Source organism: Pleomorphochaeta naphthae (assembly GCF_055396005.1).
Genome location: NZ_AP042457.1, coordinates 2,284,084 through 2,303,434 on the forward strand (window position 1 = coordinate 2,284,084; position 19,351 = coordinate 2,303,434).

The following is a 19,351-nucleotide window of genomic DNA, read 5'->3' on the forward strand; positions in this document are numbered from 1 at the left end:
CTCTTCCTAAATTTTCTAATTCACAATCACTTTAAAAAAATCTTACAATTTCTTCATAAATTTTTTGAGTTTCAATAACTTTTTCAATCTCAACATATTCATCAACGATGTGAGCGAGATTAGATGGAGCTGGGCCAAACCCTACTGTTGGAATATTTCTATTACCAGCAGATTCACTACCGTCTGTACAAAAGGAATACATGTCAAATAATACTTTATCATTTTTAGTGACATGCTTTACAGCTTTTGAAATAGACTTAGCTATCTGACTTTCTTTTTTTGTAAACCATGCGGGGAAAAACCTTTCAGCTTCCAAAATTTTTCCTGTATAACTTAATTGTTTATCTGTGGCTAATTTAACTGAAGCAGAAAAATTATGATCTTTCTCTTCAATTTTCTTTAGAACAACTTCGACACTCTCTAAAACACTATCTGCAGTTTCATTAGTTACTAGTCTTCTATCAACTGTTAAAATACATTTATCCGGTATTACTGAATTGCCAGGAAAAGGATAAGAACAAATATCTGTTGGAACCATTATGCCATTTCCTAAAATATTATCTTTCGCACATTCAATTTTATCTAATTCTGAGAGTATAAGATTCATATTATAAATTGAATTGATACCTTTATTAGGAAAGGCTGAATGAGCATTTTTCCCATGCGAAGTTATTTTTAACTCAGCTCGACCCTTTTGCCCAAGCATCACCCTCATATCAGAAGGCTCTCCTAAAACAACAGCATCAACATCTATTTCATCTAAAACTTTTCCAAAACTTACACCTTCAAAAATTTCTTCATATATAACTCCTACAACGTAAAAAGAACAAAAGTCTCGATTATTAGAAGCAATTAGATTCCCTCCTGCTTCTATCATCGCACAGAGTGAACTTTTCATATCGCAAGTGCCTCTTCCATACATCTTGTTATCTACTATCTCTCCAGAAAATGGATTGTGTGTCCATTTCTCTAGAGATGGTACATCTACTGTATCAAGATGACCTTCAAAAAGAATAGTTCCAGGGTTATTTCCTCTGACAAAGCCTATAACATTACCATAAGAATCTATCCAAGTCTTATCATAATTTAAAGAATCCATTTCTTCTTTAATCAAATTTGCAAATGCTTCTTCATTTCCAGAAATACTTTTTATCTGAACAGCTTTTTGTAAAAACCTAATCACTCTTTTATCTTTTAACTGCATCACTTTTCCTTAAATCCAATATTTTGGTGTGGTTGACAATACCAAGCAACCATTTTTTGTTACTATCAAATTTTGTTCATATGTAACAACACCAAAACCTGGTTTATACAACGCTTTTTCTATTGCGAGATACCAATTCTCTTCAATGACATCCTCACAATCTTGGACAAACCAAGGTTGTTCCCAAGTTAAACCAATTCCGTGACCCCAGTGGGGTGGAAAAGCTGCATATAATTGATTTGGATCATTTTGCTTTTCTGATAGAGATACACCATTTTCTACTAAATAATCATCACCAATTTTACACAAATCTTTTACCATCATTCCAGGTTTAATGTTTTTAATGATTTCTTCACAAGCATTTGTAACTAAATTAATAGCTTCTTTTTGCTCATCATTCGCTCCACCCACTACAGTGGTTCTACCAAAATCACAGATATACCCTTCATATATGATGATGAAATCAACTTTAAAAATTGAACCTTTTTTTAAGGGATTAATACAATCATAACCAGGAGAATCTATGCTATGAACAGCTGTTGGATCTTTACCTCCATTTACTACAATAAAATAAAGAGCTGCCCCTTCACTAAATACATGAGAGAGACCTGGAGCTATAACTTGTGCTTCGGTTTTACCTTCAGCAACATTTTCCATAATTAAAGAAACTGCTTTAGATCCGATTTCACAAGCTTTTTTTATAGATTGTATTTCTCTTGGTGTTTTGACTTTTCTTAAATTTTCAAGTATATCATCGCAAGGAATCAATTCAATATTTGGACAACTTTTATATAAATGTCTTAAAATAGTTCCCGTTATAACATCTTCATATATTATCCCAACTTTACCACTATCCATATTTTTTTCTTTTAGAGAAGTAGAAAAAAGTTCAAAAAAATTATTATTGAAACGGATATCATCAATAGCTACTAAATCTTTACGATATTCTTCTGTAGTAACTAATAAACAATCCTCTCCATCTGTCGGAATCAGTAATAGTGAATGGGATCGACCACTCCATCTTGGAAGATTATCGGGTAGATAACATCTTTGTTGATAGTGATTAGCAAAAAACTGACCACCAGCATATCTATCCCAAGTACCTCCACCTCTTGAACATACTATAACACCCTTATAATCTCTTTCCTTTGCGATCGTTCTACATTTATTTCTTCTTTTACTAAAAAGATCAAAAGGAACATTAGTTGCAAACATAATATTGTCTCCTTGTAAATTTTACGCTCTTAAAATTTTTATTATATTTTTAAGCTTCTTTTTTTCCTGTTTTTGCTATTTTAATTAAACATAAAGCAAAAACTCCCCAATTTAAGGCAACACAAACTACCATACATAAAATTGCACTTATTTCCATTTTAATCTCCTACTTAGTATGAATTTCAGGAAGAGGCGGAAATACACTACCTTCTTCAGGATTGTCGATATATCTTTCACCAGAATTTTTTGAAAGAAAATTATTTGCAATTATGAGAATAACAACATAAATTAAAATTTGAACTATGAAAGTTGCAGGAGAAGCTTCTGCAAGAGGATTCCACCAATCTGCTCCCCAACCAATTGATTGGATAGTCCACCAAATAAACATAATTGTTATAAGAATTGGTGTTACAAAATTCACAGAAACATTCCACCATTTCCCTATATAAAGTTCATTATATTTTGTATTAATATATTTTGTTCGCATTTTTTCTGTTCCATATTTATAAATTAAGAAACAAGTAAAAATTGTACCTACAAGAAGTGCTTGGCCTAAAACCCAATCTTGGTTACCTAAGAAACTTCTCCATAGAGCAGAAGGCGTTCCAATAATTAATACAATAATTGTCAAAAGCACAGTAGCTTTTTTTCTAGAAACTTTAGTAGAATCCATCATAGGAACTACTCCAGTACTCATAAAAATTACGTTCGCAGTTAAAGCTGCTGAAAATAATGCAAAAAAGAATAAAAATGAAATTATATGACCACCTGGAATACTTGAGAATAGAGAGGTCAAAGAAATAAAAGTTAAACCATAGTTACCACTTGCACAAATTTCAGTAGCAGTATCTACAGGCATCATGGCAAAAAGAGCTGGCAAAATAGCGAATCCGGCTAATAGGGCAGCCGAATTATCTCCTAATCCATGTACAAATTCATTTAAGCCAATATCTGTTTTAGAGCTTGTATATACACCTAAAACAATTACTAATCCAAAACCAGGGCCAACAGACCATGCCGATTGAGATAAAGCATTAAGCCAAGTATTAGCACTGAAAAAAGTTGTAGAAGAAAAAGTAAATAATCTCTGTAATCCTAAAACAGAATTTTCCATCTGAGATGCTATTACTGCAATTACAATTAGAATAACAAATAAAATAGGAGTTAAATATTTACCAATTAATTCAATACCTTTACTTATTTTTTGAGACACAAAGAAAGCAGTTATTACTAATGAAATTACAAAATAAACCCAATTTACTCCCCCTTGAGAGACAGTCTCAAACAGTGCAACTGTATCTACCCCATCGAAACCTTTAAGCGATAAAAGTGCATAATGAAAACACCAGCCCATTATTACTGTGTAATATCCGGTAATTAATAACGTTGTTAAAGCTAAAAAAGCTCCCATCCAAGTATATTTTTTACCAATAAAATCTCTAAACGCTCCTGGTGCACCATGTCGAGAGGCTCTACCTAATACATGCTCTGCAATTAAAATTGGAATTGAAACTGCAAATAAACATATTGTCCAAGCTAATACAAAAGATCCACCACCATTTAACGCAGCCATTCTTGGAAAACGCCAAACATTACCAGTCCCAACAGAAGCACCAATCAATGTTAATATAAGGCCCCAACGGCTCGTATACCCACTACCATCATTTTTTTTCCCGTTTTTCACATATCCTCCAAACCTATTCAACTAAGTTGAATAATAATAAACTTGTTTAATAATAGGCACCAATATTTCCTAATGTCAAGCATTTTTCTTTCCGTTTATCTTCACCCAAAAAAGCTTTGTTAAGTATTTTAATCAGGATAAACGATGATTTCCTTTATTTTTTTTATAATTTCTAATTAGTTGTTAAGTAAAAAAAAATATCCTTAAAAAAAGGATATTTACCTAAATAATAATAAAAAACTGATAGATTTGAGCAATATCTTACTCAAAACCATATCAGTTTACCTTTAATCTTCATATTCTTTGATAGGTTGTTCCATGGCCCATAGAAATAAATCGATAATTCTCCTTTGAGAATTTTTAAAGAAATATTCTTTTCCCTTTGTAGCTATTGTAAAGTTAGAATTATATATTTTTTTATTGGCCTTATAGTCGGTTATAGCTTTCCGCTTAATAATTGTTGTTTCAGTAGATCCAACAATTGGAGTTGCTATAATAATCACCCTATAATCTGTTACACAAATTAATCTTCTCTTACCTTCAAAAACAGCAGTAGCAACACAGTTTATTTGTTCATCTAGTAAAAGAATCATTGCTAAAGGTTTAAGCTCCGTTTTAAACCCATACAAATCATAAATATATAATTCCTGAAGTCGTGAAATAATATCTTTTTTATCCATAAAATTATTTTAGCATGAATTCATATAAAAAGTTGAAAAAATTAAAATAATTTTATTGTTTCGAAAAAACTCCAAAAGCACACATTCTTGTACATCTACCACAATTTATACATTTACTATTATCGACTTCTGGAGCAGAAAAGCCTCTCTGACTTAAAGCACCTGTTGGGCAAATTCTAATAGCAGGGCATGGGTGATTTTGTGGACAACGATTTTTATTAATTTTTATACTCATATTTTTCTCCTCAATTTTTCCTTAATAAATTAATAAATAAAAAATTGATAAAAGTCTGTAACAAACTCACCTAAAATATTATTTAACTATTGTAAAAGAAAATTTAATTTACTTGTATAATAAATTATTGCATGATACCATTTTAGTAATATAAATTATTGAGGGACCACAAAATGAATTTAGAAAAGAGAGCTTTACAAATTGTACAAAATTTCTGTAAAGTTTTTTATTATGAAAGAAATAGTGAAAAATCATTAAGTTTTTTCTCAGAAAAAATCATTTGGACAGGTCCCAATAAAAAAGCTGAAATAGCACATTATGATGATCTCAAAGCTATTTTCATTACAGACATATCCTTAATTCCATCCTCTTTTAAAACAACCCCTTTATCAAGCTTAGTCTTAAAAGTAACTGATACAGTTTATAATATTAATTACAGTTTAAAACTTTATAATAAAAGTAAAAACTTATCTCTTAGTATTAATATTTTTACTACAGTATCATTTAATGATGATGAGGGTAAAATCATTTCAATAAAATTTGATTATATTGAAAAACCAGATTATAACTCTAATGCTTTAATGCAACACTCCCAAGGTGGTCTGATTGTAGTTAGGTATATCAACAATTACTATTATTCTATCTCAAATATTAATAAACAGTTTTCATCTCTTTTTAACTTATCCCAAGAAGCCACTAAAAACTTATTGAATAAAAATATTTTTGATTATATGTATGAGGAAGATGTTGAAATTATGCAACAACTTTTTTTTAGAAACCTAAATTCATCATCGCCTTTTTCCTGCAATTGCAGAATAAAAAGCAAAGATAAATATATTTGGGTTATTGCTCTAATTGTAGGGAAAAAAGATAATAATCAAATAAAATACTATATAATAGCAAGACCAACGATAGATTTAGAATCTGAAATCAATCAATCAATATTGGAAAATAACAAAGATCACGCTGATGTTGCAATAAACTATCAAATTTCAGGAACTCATAGAAATAACTTTGATAAATATTATTTGATAGAAGACTTTAGTGATAACTTCGCTTCCCTATTAAATTATAGCAAAAAAGAATTAATTAAGGCTACTAATTATGATTATAGAAAACTCATTCATCCTGAAGATAAAGAATATTTTGAACAAGTTTATAAAAAACTTAAATCACAAAGGCCTAAATTCACTTTTTCATATAGACTTTTAGATAAGGAAAATAAAAGCATTTGGGTGAATGAAAATATAGAAATTACAAGAGACAAACATAGAGAGAAGCACATTTTTGCTATAGTTACTCAAATTGAAAACTTAAATGATTCTGAAAACTATTCATGCAATAAAAAGGAACTTTTAATTACTCCAACAATTGCCTCTAAATTCTTAATAGTTGATTTAGTTCATAAAATGTTTGAAACGAGTGTATTTGTTTCATCTCCAATAAAAGTTACAAATAAATACGTTAGAAATATTCCTAATTCTTTAATAGAAAATAGTATAATTTACGAAGACGATAAAAAAAGTTTTTTGCAATTTTTCAACAATATATTGATAAAACAAAAAAATAGTTGGCTCGGTAGAATACATATAAAAAATAATAAAATAGGTTGGTATAATATTTTAAGCTATACACTTTTTAACAATGGTATGCCAATTAAAGCTTTATGTATAATTATAGATGTTAATACCCATAAATCTATTCTAGAGAGATTTAACAAACAAAAAGAAATTATGAAATTAGCCTTAGCTGATTATGAGTTTTTTGGTGAATACGATCTCCTTACAAATACTCCTATCTTTTTATATTCGCCAACAGAACCTAAAGATTTCTATGAAAATAAAAATATTAACAACTTCGAATTTTTACTAAATAATGTAATCCATATGGATTACCTACATGAGATAATCAAAATTAGAGATAATAATATTTCTCATATTTTTAACAATACAATTCCCAAAAATATAAATATAGATGTGAAACTAAGATCTATTACAAAAAGATTTAATGGCTACAGATGGTATAAAATCCAACATATATATAAAATCGATCAAGAAACAAAACACCTTCACTTAATTGTACTAATTAAAAATATTGATGAACAAAAAAGAAATGAACTAGCACTATTAGATAATATTAAAAAAAATAATTAATGAAAAACCTAATTTTAGCTATAGTTAATCACTTCTTATTTAATATAATTCGATTATTTTATTAATTTAAATTTTTTTTTCTTTTTTTATTTAATTAATATTGACAAAAAGTTAATATGGATTTATATTACATACATAAGTTACATATTGCTAACAAAAATAATATCACTCAACATATTATTCTTAATTAGTATTATTAATTTGTCACTCCATTATTTTTCCCTGTTGTATGGTGACTATACCCAATAGTCACCATATTTTTTTGCTATTTATTTTGCCAATAACAAGTTAAATTAAAATCTTACCATTTTTTCTAATTTTATTTACTTTTACTATTGACGATTTTACTTTTTATAAGTAGTTTTAATGTGTTAGCTAGTACTAACCACGTTAAAAGCACTAACTTTCAATTACAACATATAATAACAAGGAGATTTTGTTATGAAAACAGCAGTAGTTTATTGGTCCATGACTGGGAATACAGAACAAATGGCTCAAGCAATCAAAGATGGAGCAGGTGATGAATGTGATCTCTTTGAAGTTGGAAATACTAATGCCCAAGATATTTCTAATTATGATGCTATAGCTCTTGGTTGTCCTGCTATGGGGGATGAAGTTTTAGATGAAGGCGAATTTGAGCCATTCTTTGAAGAACTTTTACCTTTACTTGGGGATAAAAAGGTTCTTTTATTTGGTTCTTATGATTGGGGAGATGGCCAATGGATGAGAGATTGGCAAGCTAAATGTGAAGAAAACGGCGTTAATCTAATTTCTGATGGCGTAATTGCTAATTTAGAACCTGATGATGAAACCCTAGATAAGCTAAAAGAATTGGGGAAAAAACTTTCTAATTAGCTAAATAGCACTCTTTATATAACTCTACTTGAAAAAAAGTAGAGTTTTTTTTGTTTGATATCTTAAAATTACGCTTTTTTACAATCTACTTAGATTTTCACAAAATTCTATATCTATAATTATTCAATTTACTAAATTAGACATCCCTATTAACTAAATAATATAAAATTCTGAATTCTCTTACCTATTGTTATAAGACTAACCTACTTAAAGGAGCATCTTCAAAAACCTATAATATGTTTAATATAATAAACTTAAATGTTATCATATTAACATTTTGTAAATTTATTAACATTTTTTATTGAAAATGTATTGATTTTTTAATTCAAAAACTATAAAGTATTAAAAAATGAAAATTAATTGGGAACCGCCCAACAAGGAAATAACATGGAAAAGAAAATTAATGTAGCTGTAATTGGCGCAACTGGTGCTGTTGGACAAGTATTCATGTGGATGCTAGCTGACCACCCTTGGTTCAATGTAGCATACGCTACAGCTTCTGCCTCAAGAGTAGGATTATCATATGCATCAACAACTCACTGGATTTTACCTTTAGAGATGCCTTCATCAATTAAAGATATTGAAATGAAAGAATTTAATTTCGACTCTATGAAAGAAGCAGGTGTACAAATTGTCTTTTCAGCTTTACCTGCAAATATTGCAAGAGAAGCAGAACCTCAGTTAAGAGCTCACGGCTTCTACATTTTCTCAAATGCAGCAGCTATGCGTTATGATTCAAATGTACCAATTTTAATACCTGAAACTAATCTTGAACAACTAGATTTAATTAGAGATCAAGGTTATCCAAAAACTGGTTTCTGCGTTACAAATGCTAACTGTGTTACAACAGGTTTAGCTATGGCACTAGCACCACTTAGAAAATTCAAAATAAATACTATTCATATTAACTCTTATCAAAGTGTTAGTGGAGCTGGATATCCTGGTCTGTCTTCACTAGATATTACTGACAACTGTATTCCTTTCATTAATGGTGAAGAAGCTAAGATTGAAAAAGAAATTAAGAAAATTCTGTCAATTGATCCTGAAGTATATGCTTTCACCGTAAGAGTCCCTGTTATGTTTGGTCATTTAGAAACAGTTTGGATTGAATGCGATGAAGAAGTTAATGAACAAGATGTTATTGATGCATGGAAAGACTTTAAAGTTGTAACTGATTTACCATCAACTCCTGAACAACCTGTAGTATATAGCAGTGAACAAACCTTCCCTCAACCAAAATATGCTTTCTGGGGAAATCCTAGAGGAATGGTTGTATATACCGGTCGTGTTAAGAAAAAAGGTAATAAAATTGGCTTTGCACTTATGGTAAATAACATTGTTAAAGGTGCTGCTGGTGGCTCTATTCAAAACGCAGAAGCTTTTGTTAAAGAATATGGCCTATTAGAAGATTAAATTAAATATTAATCTAAAGAGTTTTTCATGGGGTACCTTGAGATATCTTTTTGAAAAACCAAAAAGAGAAAATATAAAAATGTCTAAGTTCTAGGAGGAATTATTTCCTCCTAGTTCCTTTTTAATAAATAAGTTAATTCTCCTCTTGTAATCACTTTATATTCGTTATCTCTTTGAGAGATATAATACTCACCATCCTTCTGCTCATTATTTAGACTATCATATGAAAAATTAGTTCTAGATATAAATAAAGGTGGAACAAAGTCTTCATCAACTCTTGTTGGAAGAAATGGCCACAATGATAAATCACCTTTCACTGTTTCAAGAAATAAATAAGCGCCAACAACGTTTAAATTAGTACTAAGCAAATTTAAGGCAGCTTGTCTATTTGCAAGATAAAAATAAATATCACCATAAACTTTTACTTCATAAGATCTTAACCAATTAATATGTGCAATATTATTTATTCCAAAGTAAACTTTATCTAATAGATTTGATTTTATCAAACTGTCTACTAATAATTTAAGATTATTACATTGCTCTTCTTCATTAAAAAATACAGGAGGTAGAGGTAAATAATATTTCCCATCTATATTTATCAATTGATTTACCGATGAAGGAATATTTTCAAAGAAAGGTAAATCATTTACTTTAATTTTTGATCTAGGAGGGAGTTCTTCAACATAATATATATTTTTATTATCTTCAAAAGATAACTCTTCATTAATATAGTTATCAACTGATAAATCTACTTCATTATAAAAAGCTCTTCTTAATTTTTTAATCTCTGCCAAAGGCAAAAATATATTAGAAAAATCGTAAGAAGTATTATTAACTATTTCAAGAGAACTTACTTCAAAAAAACTATCGCCTGATTGGCTAAAAATATTTTCAATTTTTTGTTTATAATCAAATTGTTTATTAGATTTTTCTATATTAATATGTCTTTCAACTTTTATTTCATTTAAAATAGCAAAAGATGCGACAATACTAATGGAGGTATCACTTATAATAAATTTTGCCTTTCCATAATTCTTAGTAAAAGGAAGCCTATCTGTATTTATTAATTTTTCATCTTGATTATGTCTTTTTATTAAGTAAAGAGTATCCCCTCTACATAATCCCCACTCTCTATCACTTACAGATAAAAGTACCTTGTTAAATTTTTTCTCCCTCTTAATTTGATTTCTATTTAAATCTAAAAGAGAGCTTACACTAAATTTTACAGGCTCAATTACCTGCCCTTCTACTTCTCTTAAAAACATAACCCCATCATGTATTGCTATATCTTTATCAAGAGAGAGTAGAGCATATTTTCTGTTTCTAATAATCAATAAGTCTTCAACTGTTGCAAAGGCTAATCCTTTATGTGATGGATATCTATCTTCAACTAATCTAACCTTATTCTCTTTATAATTATCTATCCAACCTTTTGAACTTTCACGACTAAATGTTGTTTTCATATTTTCATATAAATCTTCAAATGGCTCATTATCTAATATAGCTCTATAATATTTTGTAACTGCTGAAACATAAGAAGGTGATTTCATCCTTCCTTCAACTTTAAGACTATCAATATTAATATCTCTTAACTTTTTAACACTATCTGATATCTCTAGGTCTTTCATTGAAAAGAAATAACCATTTTTATCATTATAAGAAAACCAAGTCCTACAAATTTGGGCACAAGCACCAGCATTAGCACTTCTTCCTGTAATTATATTACTTGCCATACATAAACCAGAAAAACCATAGCAAAGTGCACCATGAATAAATACTTTTAATTCAATCTCCTTACACTTGTTTCTAATTTTTTCTATCTCTTCAATAGTAAGTTCTCTAGATAAAACAACTCTCTCAAAACCAAAAGTTTCCATTGCTTTTACACCTTCAACAGAGTGAACTGCAAGTTGAGTGCTACCATGTAAAGGTAAGGAAGGAAAATTATCTCTAACAATTTTAGCAACACCTAAATCTTGAACAATAATACCATCACTACCAATTATTTGAAGTGATTTAAGAATTTTCATAACAGTGGCTAATTGAGCATCATGAATCACAGTATTTATAGTAACGTAAACTTTTTTATTAAGGGTGTGGGCATACCTAAATATCTTAGAATATTCTTCTATACTAAAATTGACTGCACCCTTTCTAGCAGAATAATTTCTCAAACCTAAATATATTGCATCTGCCCCATCTCTTAAGGCTACTAACCCACATTGCATAGATCCAGCTGGCATCGCTAATTCAATCATTTTATTTCCTTATCTCTCTTTATAATCCCTATTTTACTATATAAAAAATAAAGTTTCACTACATACATTTTAAAATAATATTTAAAGAAAATATCCAAAATTTTAAGAAATTGATATTTTTTTATCCATATTTTTATCATATTCAAAATTTATACCCAATTTGTTATATTTATTTTTAAGCTATAATTAAAAATCAAACTTTAAGTATTGATATTTTTAGTTATATTTTTTATTATTAGACAAGGAAATATACTTGTTTCCTGTATATAGATTTTTGGTCAGATATTATTTATCTAGATTATAAACTATCAATTACTGATAGTTGTCTATTTGTGGGTGAAAATCACCTATAGGTTAAAAAAACGTTATAGTTACATTAGTGTAATTATAGATTTACGGGTTTCCACATTAATTGGATTCGCCAAAGGAGAAATAAATGAATTCTAAGTATACCGATTTACTTAAGAGCAAAATGAACGAAGCTAGCTTCAAAAAGCTAACAGCACTTGAAAATGAAAAAGTTATTGAATTTGTTGGTCAATTTGCTGAACATTGTAATCCAGCAACAATTTATGTTTGTGATGATAGCAAAGAAGATGAACAATACATCAGAGATCAAGCTATAGCAAAAGGTGAAGAATTTGTATTAGCTAATGATAAGCAAACTATCCACTGGGATGGTCCAGCTGATCAAGCACGTGACAAGGTTAACACTCGTTACATGGTATACAAAGAAAACTTAGAGAAGATGAAGAGCTTAAACTCAATCGATTATGATGAAGGTTTAGCAGAAATCATGTCTATCGCTAAGAACAACATGGCAGGAAAAGATGCTGTTGTTAAATTCTTCTGCGAAGGTCCTGCATTCAGTGAATTCACAATGCCTTGTGTACAATTCACAGATTCATGGTATGTTGCTCACTCAGAAACTATTCTTTACAGACCTGCTTATGAACACTTCAAACAAATGAAAGATGAAGAAAAAGATGAATTCTTCAGATTTATTCACTCAGCTGGTCCTTTAGATGAAAGAGGTTGTACTCTTAATGTAGATAAGAGAAGAATCTACATGGATACTCAAAACAACATCGTTTATTCAATGAACGCTCAATATGCTGGTAACACTGTTGGTCTAAAAAAACATGCTATGCGTCTTGCTATCAACAAAGGTGGACAAGAAGGTTGGTTATGTGAACACATGTTCGTAATGGCTTGTGTAAACGAAGACAAAGGTCGTAAGACTTACTTCACAGGTGCTTACCCATCAGCTTGTGGTAAAACTTCTACTGCTATGATTCCAGGCGAACAAATCGTTGGTGATGATATTGCATATTTCAGAAACATCGATGGCGAATTCAGAGCTGTAAACGTTGAACAAGGTATTTTCGGTATTATCAAAGATGTAAACGCTCAAGATGACCCAGTTATCTTCCATAACTTAAACGTAAACCAAGAAGTTATCTTCTCTAACGTTCTACGTGGACCAGATAACAAACCTTATTGGTTAGGTTCAGGTTTAGATACTCCTAAAACTGGTGATAACTTCTCAGGTAAAGACTGGTATGAAGGTAAAAAAGATGCTAACGGTAATGAAATCAAATGTGCACACGGCAATGCTCGTTACACAATGAGACTTGATTACTTAGATAACTTCGACAAAGAAGGTTATGAAGACAAGAAAGGTGTATTAGTTCAAGGTGTTCTTTATGGTGGCCGTGATAGTGATACAACAGTTCCTGTTGAAGAATCAGCTTCTTGGGAAGAAGGTATCTTACTTAAAGCTTGTACACTAGAATCAGAAACAACTAGTGCAACAATCGGTGCTGAAGGTGTTAGAAAACCTAGTCCAATGGCTAACATGGACTTCCTATCATACCCTCTAGGTGAATACACTCTAAACAATATTAACTTCGTTAAGGGTCTAAAACAAGTTCCTAAAGTATTCTCAACAAACTATTTCTTAAGAACTCCAGAAGGTAAATTCTGTACAGATAAACTAGCTAAGAAAGTTTGGGTACACTGGGCAGAAGGTAGAGTACATGGCGAATATGACGCATTAGATACACCTACTGGTAAAATCCCTCTATATGAAGATCTTAAAGCTCTATTTAAGAAATTCTTAGACTTAGATTATACTCTTGAAGAATATACTTACCAATTCACATTCCGTTGTGACAAATGGATTGCTAAATTAGAAAGAAGTAAAGAATACTTCAAGAAAATGGATGAATTCTGTCCACAATTAATCTTTGATAAATGGGATGAATTCATTGCTAAGATTTCTGACGCTAAAGCTAAATATGGTGCAGAAATTAAACCTGGTGAATACAAATAAGATTATCCTTATTATTTATAATAGTCGTCTTTATGGCGACTATTTTTTTTAGCTAAATTATTTAGAAATATATTGACCATTTTCAACCCTTATTTTATATTGTTAGAAATAACTAACAATATAATCAAGAGAGGAACCAATGAGTTTAAGTGAAACATTAATCAAATATTGTAGTCCGGTTTTTGCTAATTTAAAACCTAGCTACTTAATTATGGTGAAAAATGAACCTAATTTAAATAAAGAAGCAAATCAACTTAAACCAATACTCAAAAAAAATGGTTTTAGACTTAGAGAATTAGGCGGTTGTAAAAATGTTAGACGCTTTTTACTTTTTAATGAAAAAAATTTAACAAAAAGTGTATTTACATCTGAAAATTTAAACTTATTAAAATCGCTTGATTATAAAATTACAAGTTTAGATGGTTTATTGTCACAACTTTATCAAAGACTCGAAAACAACAAAAAGAACTTTCCACATGAAATTGGAATTTTCTTAGGATATCCTTTTGTAGATACTATTGGCTTTATTAAGCATAAAGGTGAAAATGAAAAATATTGCGGATATTGGAAAGTTTATGCAAATGTTGAGCAAGCTAAAAAAAGTTTTCTTTCTTTTGATATTTGCAAAGAGCAATATTGTAAAGAATTTGAAAAAGGGTGTCCTTTTGAAGAATTAATAACAAGAAAACTTATCACTCAAAAGTATGGATAAAATAATTTTGCAATATTTAGGTGTATATGTTAACTTTAAATTATGAGTCAAACAGAAAGAATTATATATATTGATAAAAAACTGTCAAAAAAAGAAGCTTTGAAATTAACCGATATATCTATTAAATTTGAAATAAGCACTCGACAAGTTAAACGTGATTTAGAATATATGAGAGATCGTTTTAGAGCTCCAATTATTTATGATCATAGAAATCATTATTATAAATATGAAAAAGACTTTTCTCTTACAAACTCTAATAACGATGAAACCCTAATTTTTAAAGCAATTTTTAACAATTTCAGCAATGTAAACGGATTACAACCCCTTTCCTCCTCATTAATTGCAGAAGGAATCGATAATACTTTAAATGAAGCTGATAAAAATCTGTCTAAAAAAATCTTATTTTTATCTCCAGTAATTGATCTTCCAGATAAAAGTATTTTTTCTGTGGTTTCTTTTACAATGAAAAACAATTATTGTCTCAAGTTTAAATACACAAATCTAAAAAATCAAATTAGTATTCGTGAAGTAGAACCCTTAAGATTAGTTAATGATGGCAAAGCTTGGTATTTAATTGCCTATGATAGAGACAAAAAAGGACTTAGGAATTTTCATTTATCAAGGATGAAAAATCCTCAAGAATTACTAAAAGATTACACTTATGTAGAAAATGAAAGTGAACTAAAAAAATATATTTCATCGGGCTTTGGTATATTTATGAATACTAGAAGTTATATAGCTACTATTGAGTTCTATGATAAGGCTGCCAACATTGTAAAAACCCAAACTTGGCACAAAGATCAAGAAGTTATTATAAAAAATAATACTCTATATATGACTCTTCCCTTTACCTCTTTTGAAGAAATTTTATCTAAGATTCTCTCTTTTGGATCATTGTCTAAACCTACTTGTCCTAACAAATTAGTAGAAATGTGGAAAGATGAAATAAAAAAAATGCAAAAATTAATATAATTTTTTTTCTAAGGGACATTATATGTCCTAGCCCTCCTATTATGATAAAGACAGATTGAAAGGAGAGCCCCCAATGGAAAAAACATATTTATTAAAAAAACCACTCGATAAAAAAATCAAGGATAAAAAACTCCTTATCCTACTCATAATCATTATTGTTCTATTTTTTCCATTGATAATAATCCTTGGGGCATTTTTACCTTTGTTTAAAAAGTAAAAACTCCTAAAAAGTGATTTTCATCAATTTTTATGCACTCAATTGAGGAAAAAAACTTTTTTCCCCCTATTCTCATCATATAGGGGGTTTCCTTTTATCTTATTTTTTTGGTAAGGTAAAACGACTTATCAAAAAGTCATAAAACCAACACTATTTATTTATAGTCAATCTAGGAGTTTTTATGTCGGATAAATTTATCTCTGGGGCAGTCTACGGCCCAAGTGAAAAACCCCCAATCGGAGAATGGGTTTTCTTAAGCATTCAACATGTTTTCGCTATGTTTGGAGCGACAATATTAGTACCGATTCTCACCGGACTAAGCCCAAGTGCTGCACTATTTAGTGCGGGAACAGGAACTTTAATTTATATAGCTTTAACTAAAGCTAAGGTCCCTGCTTTCTTAGGTAGTTCTTTCGCTTTCATCCCCCCAATTATTATGGTTTCATCAACATTTGGTCTACCATACGCTCTGGGGGGTGCTTTTTGTGCTGGTATCTTCTATGCTTTAATTGCTGCTTTGATCAAAGTTATAGGGCACAAATGGCTAGATAGAGCTTTACCTCCTGTTGTTATTGGATCAGTGATTATTGTAATAGGTCTAAACTTAGCTCCAACAGCTATGAACATGGCAATGAATGATCCGACTGGAAACTATAGTATGGTATATTTTTCAATAGCTTGTGTCACGCTTGCAATAACAATTATTGCAAACATATTTTTTAAACGTTTCTGGGCTTTAATTCCAATATTAATTGGATTATTTAGTGGCTATCTTTTCACACTAATTATGGGTTTTTTCTTCCCAGCTTATGCTATTATTGATTTCACTATCATTAAAGAAACTGCTTGGATAAATTTACCTACTTTTGCTCTCCCAAAATTTAATCTTATCGCAATCTTATCTTTTATAATTGTGTCATTTGCTACAATTTGTGAACATCTAGGAGATATTTTAGTATTAAGCAACGTAGTTGGCGAAAATTTTTATGAAAAACCAGGCCTTCATAGAACTATTTTAGGTGACGGTATTGCAACAGCTTGGGCTTCTTTATGGGGTGGCCCACCTAATACAACTTATGGAGAAAATATTGGCGTCTTAGCTATTACTAAAGTATATAGTATATGGGTTATTGGCGGAGCTGCTGTTCTTGCAACACTGTTATCTTTCTTTGGTAAATTTGGAGCATTAATTCAAACAATTCCAACCCCAGTTCTTGGTGGTATCTCAATGTTATTATTTGGTATCATTGCATCAAGTGGTCTTAGAACTTTAGTAGAAAGTGGTGTAAATTACAAAGATAAGAGAAACTTAACAATAAGTAGTGTTATCTTAGTAATTGGTATTGGTGGAGGAATGATTTCCTTTAACATTAATGAAAATTTATCATTCGCTTTAGGTGGAGTTGCTCTAGCAACACTAGTTGGTATTATTTTAAATATAATAATTCCTGAAACTGATCCTGAAGTAAAATATATCTAATAAAGATGCAACTAATTAAAGGAGCTCAAAAACTTGAGCTCCTTTAATTTATACCTTTAAAAAATTTTAAAAACGTTATATGTTAAAAAATATGTACAATTATAATATTATTGATAGTGATGAACTCTTAAAAAACTTTATAAATTATTTAAAAGAGAATAATTTAAACAGTATAGCAATGGACTTTGAAGGAGAATTTAACCTTCATATTTATGGTGAACATTTGTGTTTAATTCAAATATTCGACACAAAGAATTTTTATATAATTGATCCATTTAAAATAAGTGAGTCCATGCTAAAAGATTTTCTAGAAGAAAAAGAAATCGAAAAAATAATGTTTAGTTGTGATAGTGATGCATCTCTTGTAAAAAAACAATTTAACATCGAACTTAAAAATATATTTGATGTTAGAATTTTAGCCTTAGAACTAGGTTTTGAAAAAGGATATTCTGCTTTAGTTGAAAACTATTTACATATAAATATCGGTAGTAAGGCCTCAAAGAAAAAAAATCAAATGACAAATTGGCTAAAAAGACCACTTAAAGAGAGTCAAATTCAATATGCGTTAGAAGATGTGGCCTATCTTCATGAACTCAAAACGGTACTCATTGATTTAGCAACCAAAGAAAATAAAATAAAAAGTGCAATGCGAAAAATGAAAATGGCTGGTAAAATTACAAAGACACCAAAACCGGGTTGGACAAAAATAACAAACTGGAAGCGTCTAAATAAAGAACAAAAAATTTACCTTAAACATTTTTTTATCGCAAGGGATATAGTCGCTAAAAAATTAAATGTCCCAGCAGTTCGTATTCTAGAGAAAAGAAAACTAGTAGATCTTTTAAAATGTTATGATGACGATGATAAATTAAAGGCTATAATAAAAAATAGGGACTATAAAATTGAAAGAATTTTATATCCCCTAATGAAAAAAGCAATTCAAGATGCTAAAAAAGAGCTTTCAGCATCTTAATAAAAATTTACTTATTTTTCATCATTTCATTTCTATATTCTGCCCCTTGAGCAAGGTAATAAATACTTTCACAATAAGGTACACATATATCATATTTTTTAGCTAAATCTATAATGGTTTTGCTAAAAAATTTATTTTCAGTTTTTCTAGAAGCTTCAATATCTTGGCACATTGAAGTTCTTCCATATGGATCTAAGGCGACAATTAATTCTTGATTTTTTTTAATATCATCATCACTTAAATCTATGCCCTCTTTTTGAGCAATTAGTTGAACTTCTTTTGCAACTTTAAAAGCTAGAGTTTTAACATCTTCATTTTTAAAGACGCCATACCCCGCTCTCAATATAGAGGATATTGTGTTATAAACAATATTTAACATGAATTTATTCCATAGATCATGCATTATATTGTTAGGTATTACATAATCAATTTTAGCTTTTTTGAATAATTCTTCAACTGCTAAAACCTCTTCTGTTTTTTCATTGTTTTCAGATCCAAAAATTATTCTACCAGCTGTAGAATAATTAATTTCATTATTTAAGTTTTCGCTACTTAACCCTACTGCAAAGCTATATAAAATAGTAGATTTAGGAAATTTTTCTTTTAGAATTCTCTCTGAAACAATACCGTTTAAAAGAGAAAGTATAATAGTATTTTCATCAACTAAAGACTCTATATCTTCAATTACTTGAGAGAGATGATGGTTTTTTGTAGCAATAATTAATAGTTGAGGTTTTTGAGCTTTATTGCTTGAAATAAAACTATAAAATTTTCTCTTTCCATTAATCATTATGCCGTCTTCTTCATATCTATCTTTTCTCTCTCCGTTAACTATAACCTCGAAAGAATCAATAACTTTAGAAATTTTGTCACCATAAATTGCACCTACAGCTCCAAATCCAATCAAACTGACTTTGTTTATTATCACAAATTTCCTCCTGTAAATTATCCTCTCAAAATTGAGA

The 19,351-nt window shown here is 29.6% G+C and carries 16 protein-coding genes; 9 read left to right on the plus strand and 7 right to left on the minus strand.

From position 1 onward, the window contains the following. Window positions 1-31: 31 nt before the first annotated feature. The 5 genes from ACZ5SO_RS10465 to ACZ5SO_RS10485 form a co-directional block, all read right to left on the minus strand. A complete protein-coding gene (locus tag ACZ5SO_RS10465; protein WP_464624482.1) occupies window positions 32-1,204 on the minus strand; it encodes a YgeY family selenium metabolism-linked hydrolase in 1,173 nt (390 codons plus the stop codon). A 9-nt stretch (window positions 1,205-1,213) separates the two neighbouring features. Then, window positions 1,214-2,419, minus strand: coding sequence for a M24 family metallopeptidase (locus tag ACZ5SO_RS10470; RefSeq protein WP_464624483.1), 1,206 nt, complete (start codon window positions 2,417-2,419; stop codon window positions 1,214-1,216). Window positions 2,420-2,585: 166 nt separating this feature from the next. Beyond that, the gene (locus ACZ5SO_RS10475; protein WP_464624484.1) at window positions 2,586-4,103 is read right to left on the minus strand and encodes a sodium-dependent transporter; all 1,518 of its coding nucleotides are present in this window, start codon (window positions 4,101-4,103) and stop codon (window positions 2,586-2,588) included. A gap of 287 nt (window positions 4,104-4,390) precedes the next feature. Beyond that, window positions 4,391-4,783 carry a PH domain-containing protein gene (locus ACZ5SO_RS10480; RefSeq protein WP_464624486.1) on the minus strand — a complete coding sequence of 131 codons (393 nt, stop codon included), beginning with the start codon at window positions 4,781-4,783 and terminating at the stop codon, window positions 4,391-4,393. Window positions 4,784-4,835: 52 nt separating this feature from the next. After that, entirely contained in the window at window positions 4,836-5,018 is a 183-nt protein-coding gene (locus tag ACZ5SO_RS10485; RefSeq protein ID WP_464624487.1) for a 4Fe-4S binding protein, read from the minus strand. A 173-nt stretch (window positions 5,019-5,191) separates the two neighbouring features. On the opposite strand from ACZ5SO_RS10485, the gene ACZ5SO_RS10490 reads away from it, so the two are divergent. The 3 genes from ACZ5SO_RS10490 to asd all read left to right on the plus strand — a co-directional run bounded on the left by ACZ5SO_RS10490 (window position 5,192) and on the right by asd (window position 9,439). Continuing rightward, entirely contained in the window at window positions 5,192-7,171 is a 1,980-nt protein-coding gene (locus tag ACZ5SO_RS10490) for a PAS domain-containing protein (protein WP_464624489.1), read from the plus strand. A 441-nt stretch (window positions 7,172-7,612) separates the two neighbouring features. After that, window positions 7,613-8,026 carry a flavodoxin gene (locus ACZ5SO_RS10495; protein WP_464624490.1) on the plus strand — a complete coding sequence of 138 codons (414 nt, stop codon included), beginning with the start codon at window positions 7,613-7,615 and terminating at the stop codon, window positions 8,024-8,026. Between the two features lie 387 nt (window positions 8,027-8,413). After that, window positions 8,414-9,439 (plus strand): aspartate-semialdehyde dehydrogenase, encoded by a 1,026-nt coding sequence (gene asd / locus ACZ5SO_RS10500; RefSeq protein WP_464624491.1) that lies wholly within the window; start codon window positions 8,414-8,416, stop codon window positions 9,437-9,439. A 110-nt stretch (window positions 9,440-9,549) separates the two neighbouring features. Here asd and ACZ5SO_RS10505 read toward each other — a convergent pair whose 3' ends face one another. After that, complete coding sequence (locus tag ACZ5SO_RS10505; RefSeq protein WP_464624492.1) at window positions 9,550-11,697, minus strand: U32 family peptidase; 2,148 nt, start codon at window positions 11,695-11,697, stop codon at window positions 9,550-9,552. Between the two features lie 436 nt (window positions 11,698-12,133). On the opposite strand from ACZ5SO_RS10505, the gene ACZ5SO_RS10510 reads away from it, so the two are divergent. The 6 genes from ACZ5SO_RS10510 (at window position 12,134) to ACZ5SO_RS10535 (ending at window position 18,386) form a co-directional block, all read left to right on the plus strand. Then, window positions 12,134-14,032 (plus strand): phosphoenolpyruvate carboxykinase (GTP), encoded by a 1,899-nt coding sequence (locus ACZ5SO_RS10510; RefSeq protein ID WP_464624493.1) that lies wholly within the window; start codon window positions 12,134-12,136, stop codon window positions 14,030-14,032. Between the two features lie 139 nt (window positions 14,033-14,171). Next, complete coding sequence (locus tag ACZ5SO_RS10515) at window positions 14,172-14,744, plus strand: DUF3793 family protein (RefSeq protein ID WP_464624494.1); 573 nt, start codon at window positions 14,172-14,174, stop codon at window positions 14,742-14,744. Between the two features lie 42 nt (window positions 14,745-14,786). Further along, window positions 14,787-15,716 carry a helix-turn-helix transcriptional regulator gene (locus tag ACZ5SO_RS10520; protein WP_464624495.1) on the plus strand — a complete coding sequence of 310 codons (930 nt, stop codon included), beginning with the start codon at window positions 14,787-14,789 and terminating at the stop codon, window positions 15,714-15,716. A gap of 73 nt (window positions 15,717-15,789) precedes the next feature. Further along, complete coding sequence (locus ACZ5SO_RS10525) at window positions 15,790-15,933, plus strand: hypothetical protein (RefSeq protein ID WP_464624496.1); 144 nt, start codon at window positions 15,790-15,792, stop codon at window positions 15,931-15,933. Window positions 15,934-16,114: 181 nt separating this feature from the next. Then, window positions 16,115-17,413 (plus strand): uracil-xanthine permease family protein, encoded by a 1,299-nt coding sequence (locus ACZ5SO_RS10530; RefSeq protein WP_464624498.1) that lies wholly within the window; start codon window positions 16,115-16,117, stop codon window positions 17,411-17,413. 91 nt (window positions 17,414-17,504) lie between these two features. Further along, a complete protein-coding gene (locus tag ACZ5SO_RS10535) occupies window positions 17,505-18,386 on the plus strand; it encodes a ribonuclease D (RefSeq protein ID WP_464624499.1) in 882 nt (293 codons plus the stop codon). 7 nt (window positions 18,387-18,393) lie between these two features. On the opposite strand, the gene ACZ5SO_RS10540 is transcribed toward ACZ5SO_RS10535, so the two are convergent. Then, entirely contained in the window at window positions 18,394-19,314 is a 921-nt protein-coding gene (locus ACZ5SO_RS10540; RefSeq protein ID WP_464624500.1) for a ketopantoate reductase family protein, read from the minus strand. Window positions 19,315-19,351 lie beyond the last annotated feature (37 nt).

Excerpts from the sequence above, each read along its gene's own strand:
- ACZ5SO_RS10465 (WP_464624482.1), bottom strand. The coding sequence starts at position 1,204 with ATGCAGTTAAAAGATAAAAGAGTGATTAGGTTTTTACAAAAAGCTGTT.
- ACZ5SO_RS10495 (WP_464624490.1), top strand. The coding sequence starts at position 7,613 with ATGAAAACAGCAGTAGTTTATTGGTCCATGACTGGGAATACAGAACAA.
- ACZ5SO_RS10525 (WP_464624496.1), top strand. The coding sequence starts at position 15,790 with ATGGAAAAAACATATTTATTAAAAAAACCACTCGATAAAAAAATCAAG.
- ACZ5SO_RS10490 (WP_464624489.1), top strand. The coding sequence starts at position 5,192 with ATGAATTTAGAAAAGAGAGCTTTACAAATTGTACAAAATTTCTGTAAA.
- ACZ5SO_RS10535 (WP_464624499.1), top strand. The coding sequence starts at position 17,505 with ATGTACAATTATAATATTATTGATAGTGATGAACTCTTAAAAAACTTT.
- ACZ5SO_RS10480 (WP_464624486.1), bottom strand. The coding sequence starts at position 4,783 with ATGGATAAAAAAGATATTATTTCACGACTTCAGGAATTATATATTTAT.
- ACZ5SO_RS10515 (WP_464624494.1), top strand. The coding sequence starts at position 14,172 with ATGAGTTTAAGTGAAACATTAATCAAATATTGTAGTCCGGTTTTTGCT.
- ACZ5SO_RS10485 (WP_464624487.1), bottom strand. The coding sequence starts at position 5,018 with ATGAGTATAAAAATTAATAAAAATCGTTGTCCACAAAATCACCCATGC.
- ACZ5SO_RS10470 (WP_464624483.1), bottom strand. The coding sequence starts at position 2,419 with ATGTTTGCAACTAATGTTCCTTTTGATCTTTTTAGTAAAAGAAGAAAT.
- ACZ5SO_RS10530 (WP_464624498.1), top strand. The coding sequence starts at position 16,115 with ATGTCGGATAAATTTATCTCTGGGGCAGTCTACGGCCCAAGTGAAAAA.
- ACZ5SO_RS10520 (WP_464624495.1), top strand. The coding sequence starts at position 14,787 with ATGAGTCAAACAGAAAGAATTATATATATTGATAAAAAACTGTCAAAA.
- ACZ5SO_RS10505 (WP_464624492.1), bottom strand. The coding sequence starts at position 11,697 with ATGATTGAATTAGCGATGCCAGCTGGATCTATGCAATGTGGGTTAGTA.
- ACZ5SO_RS10510 (WP_464624493.1), top strand. The coding sequence starts at position 12,134 with ATGAATTCTAAGTATACCGATTTACTTAAGAGCAAAATGAACGAAGCT.
- asd (WP_464624491.1), top strand. The coding sequence starts at position 8,414 with ATGGAAAAGAAAATTAATGTAGCTGTAATTGGCGCAACTGGTGCTGTT.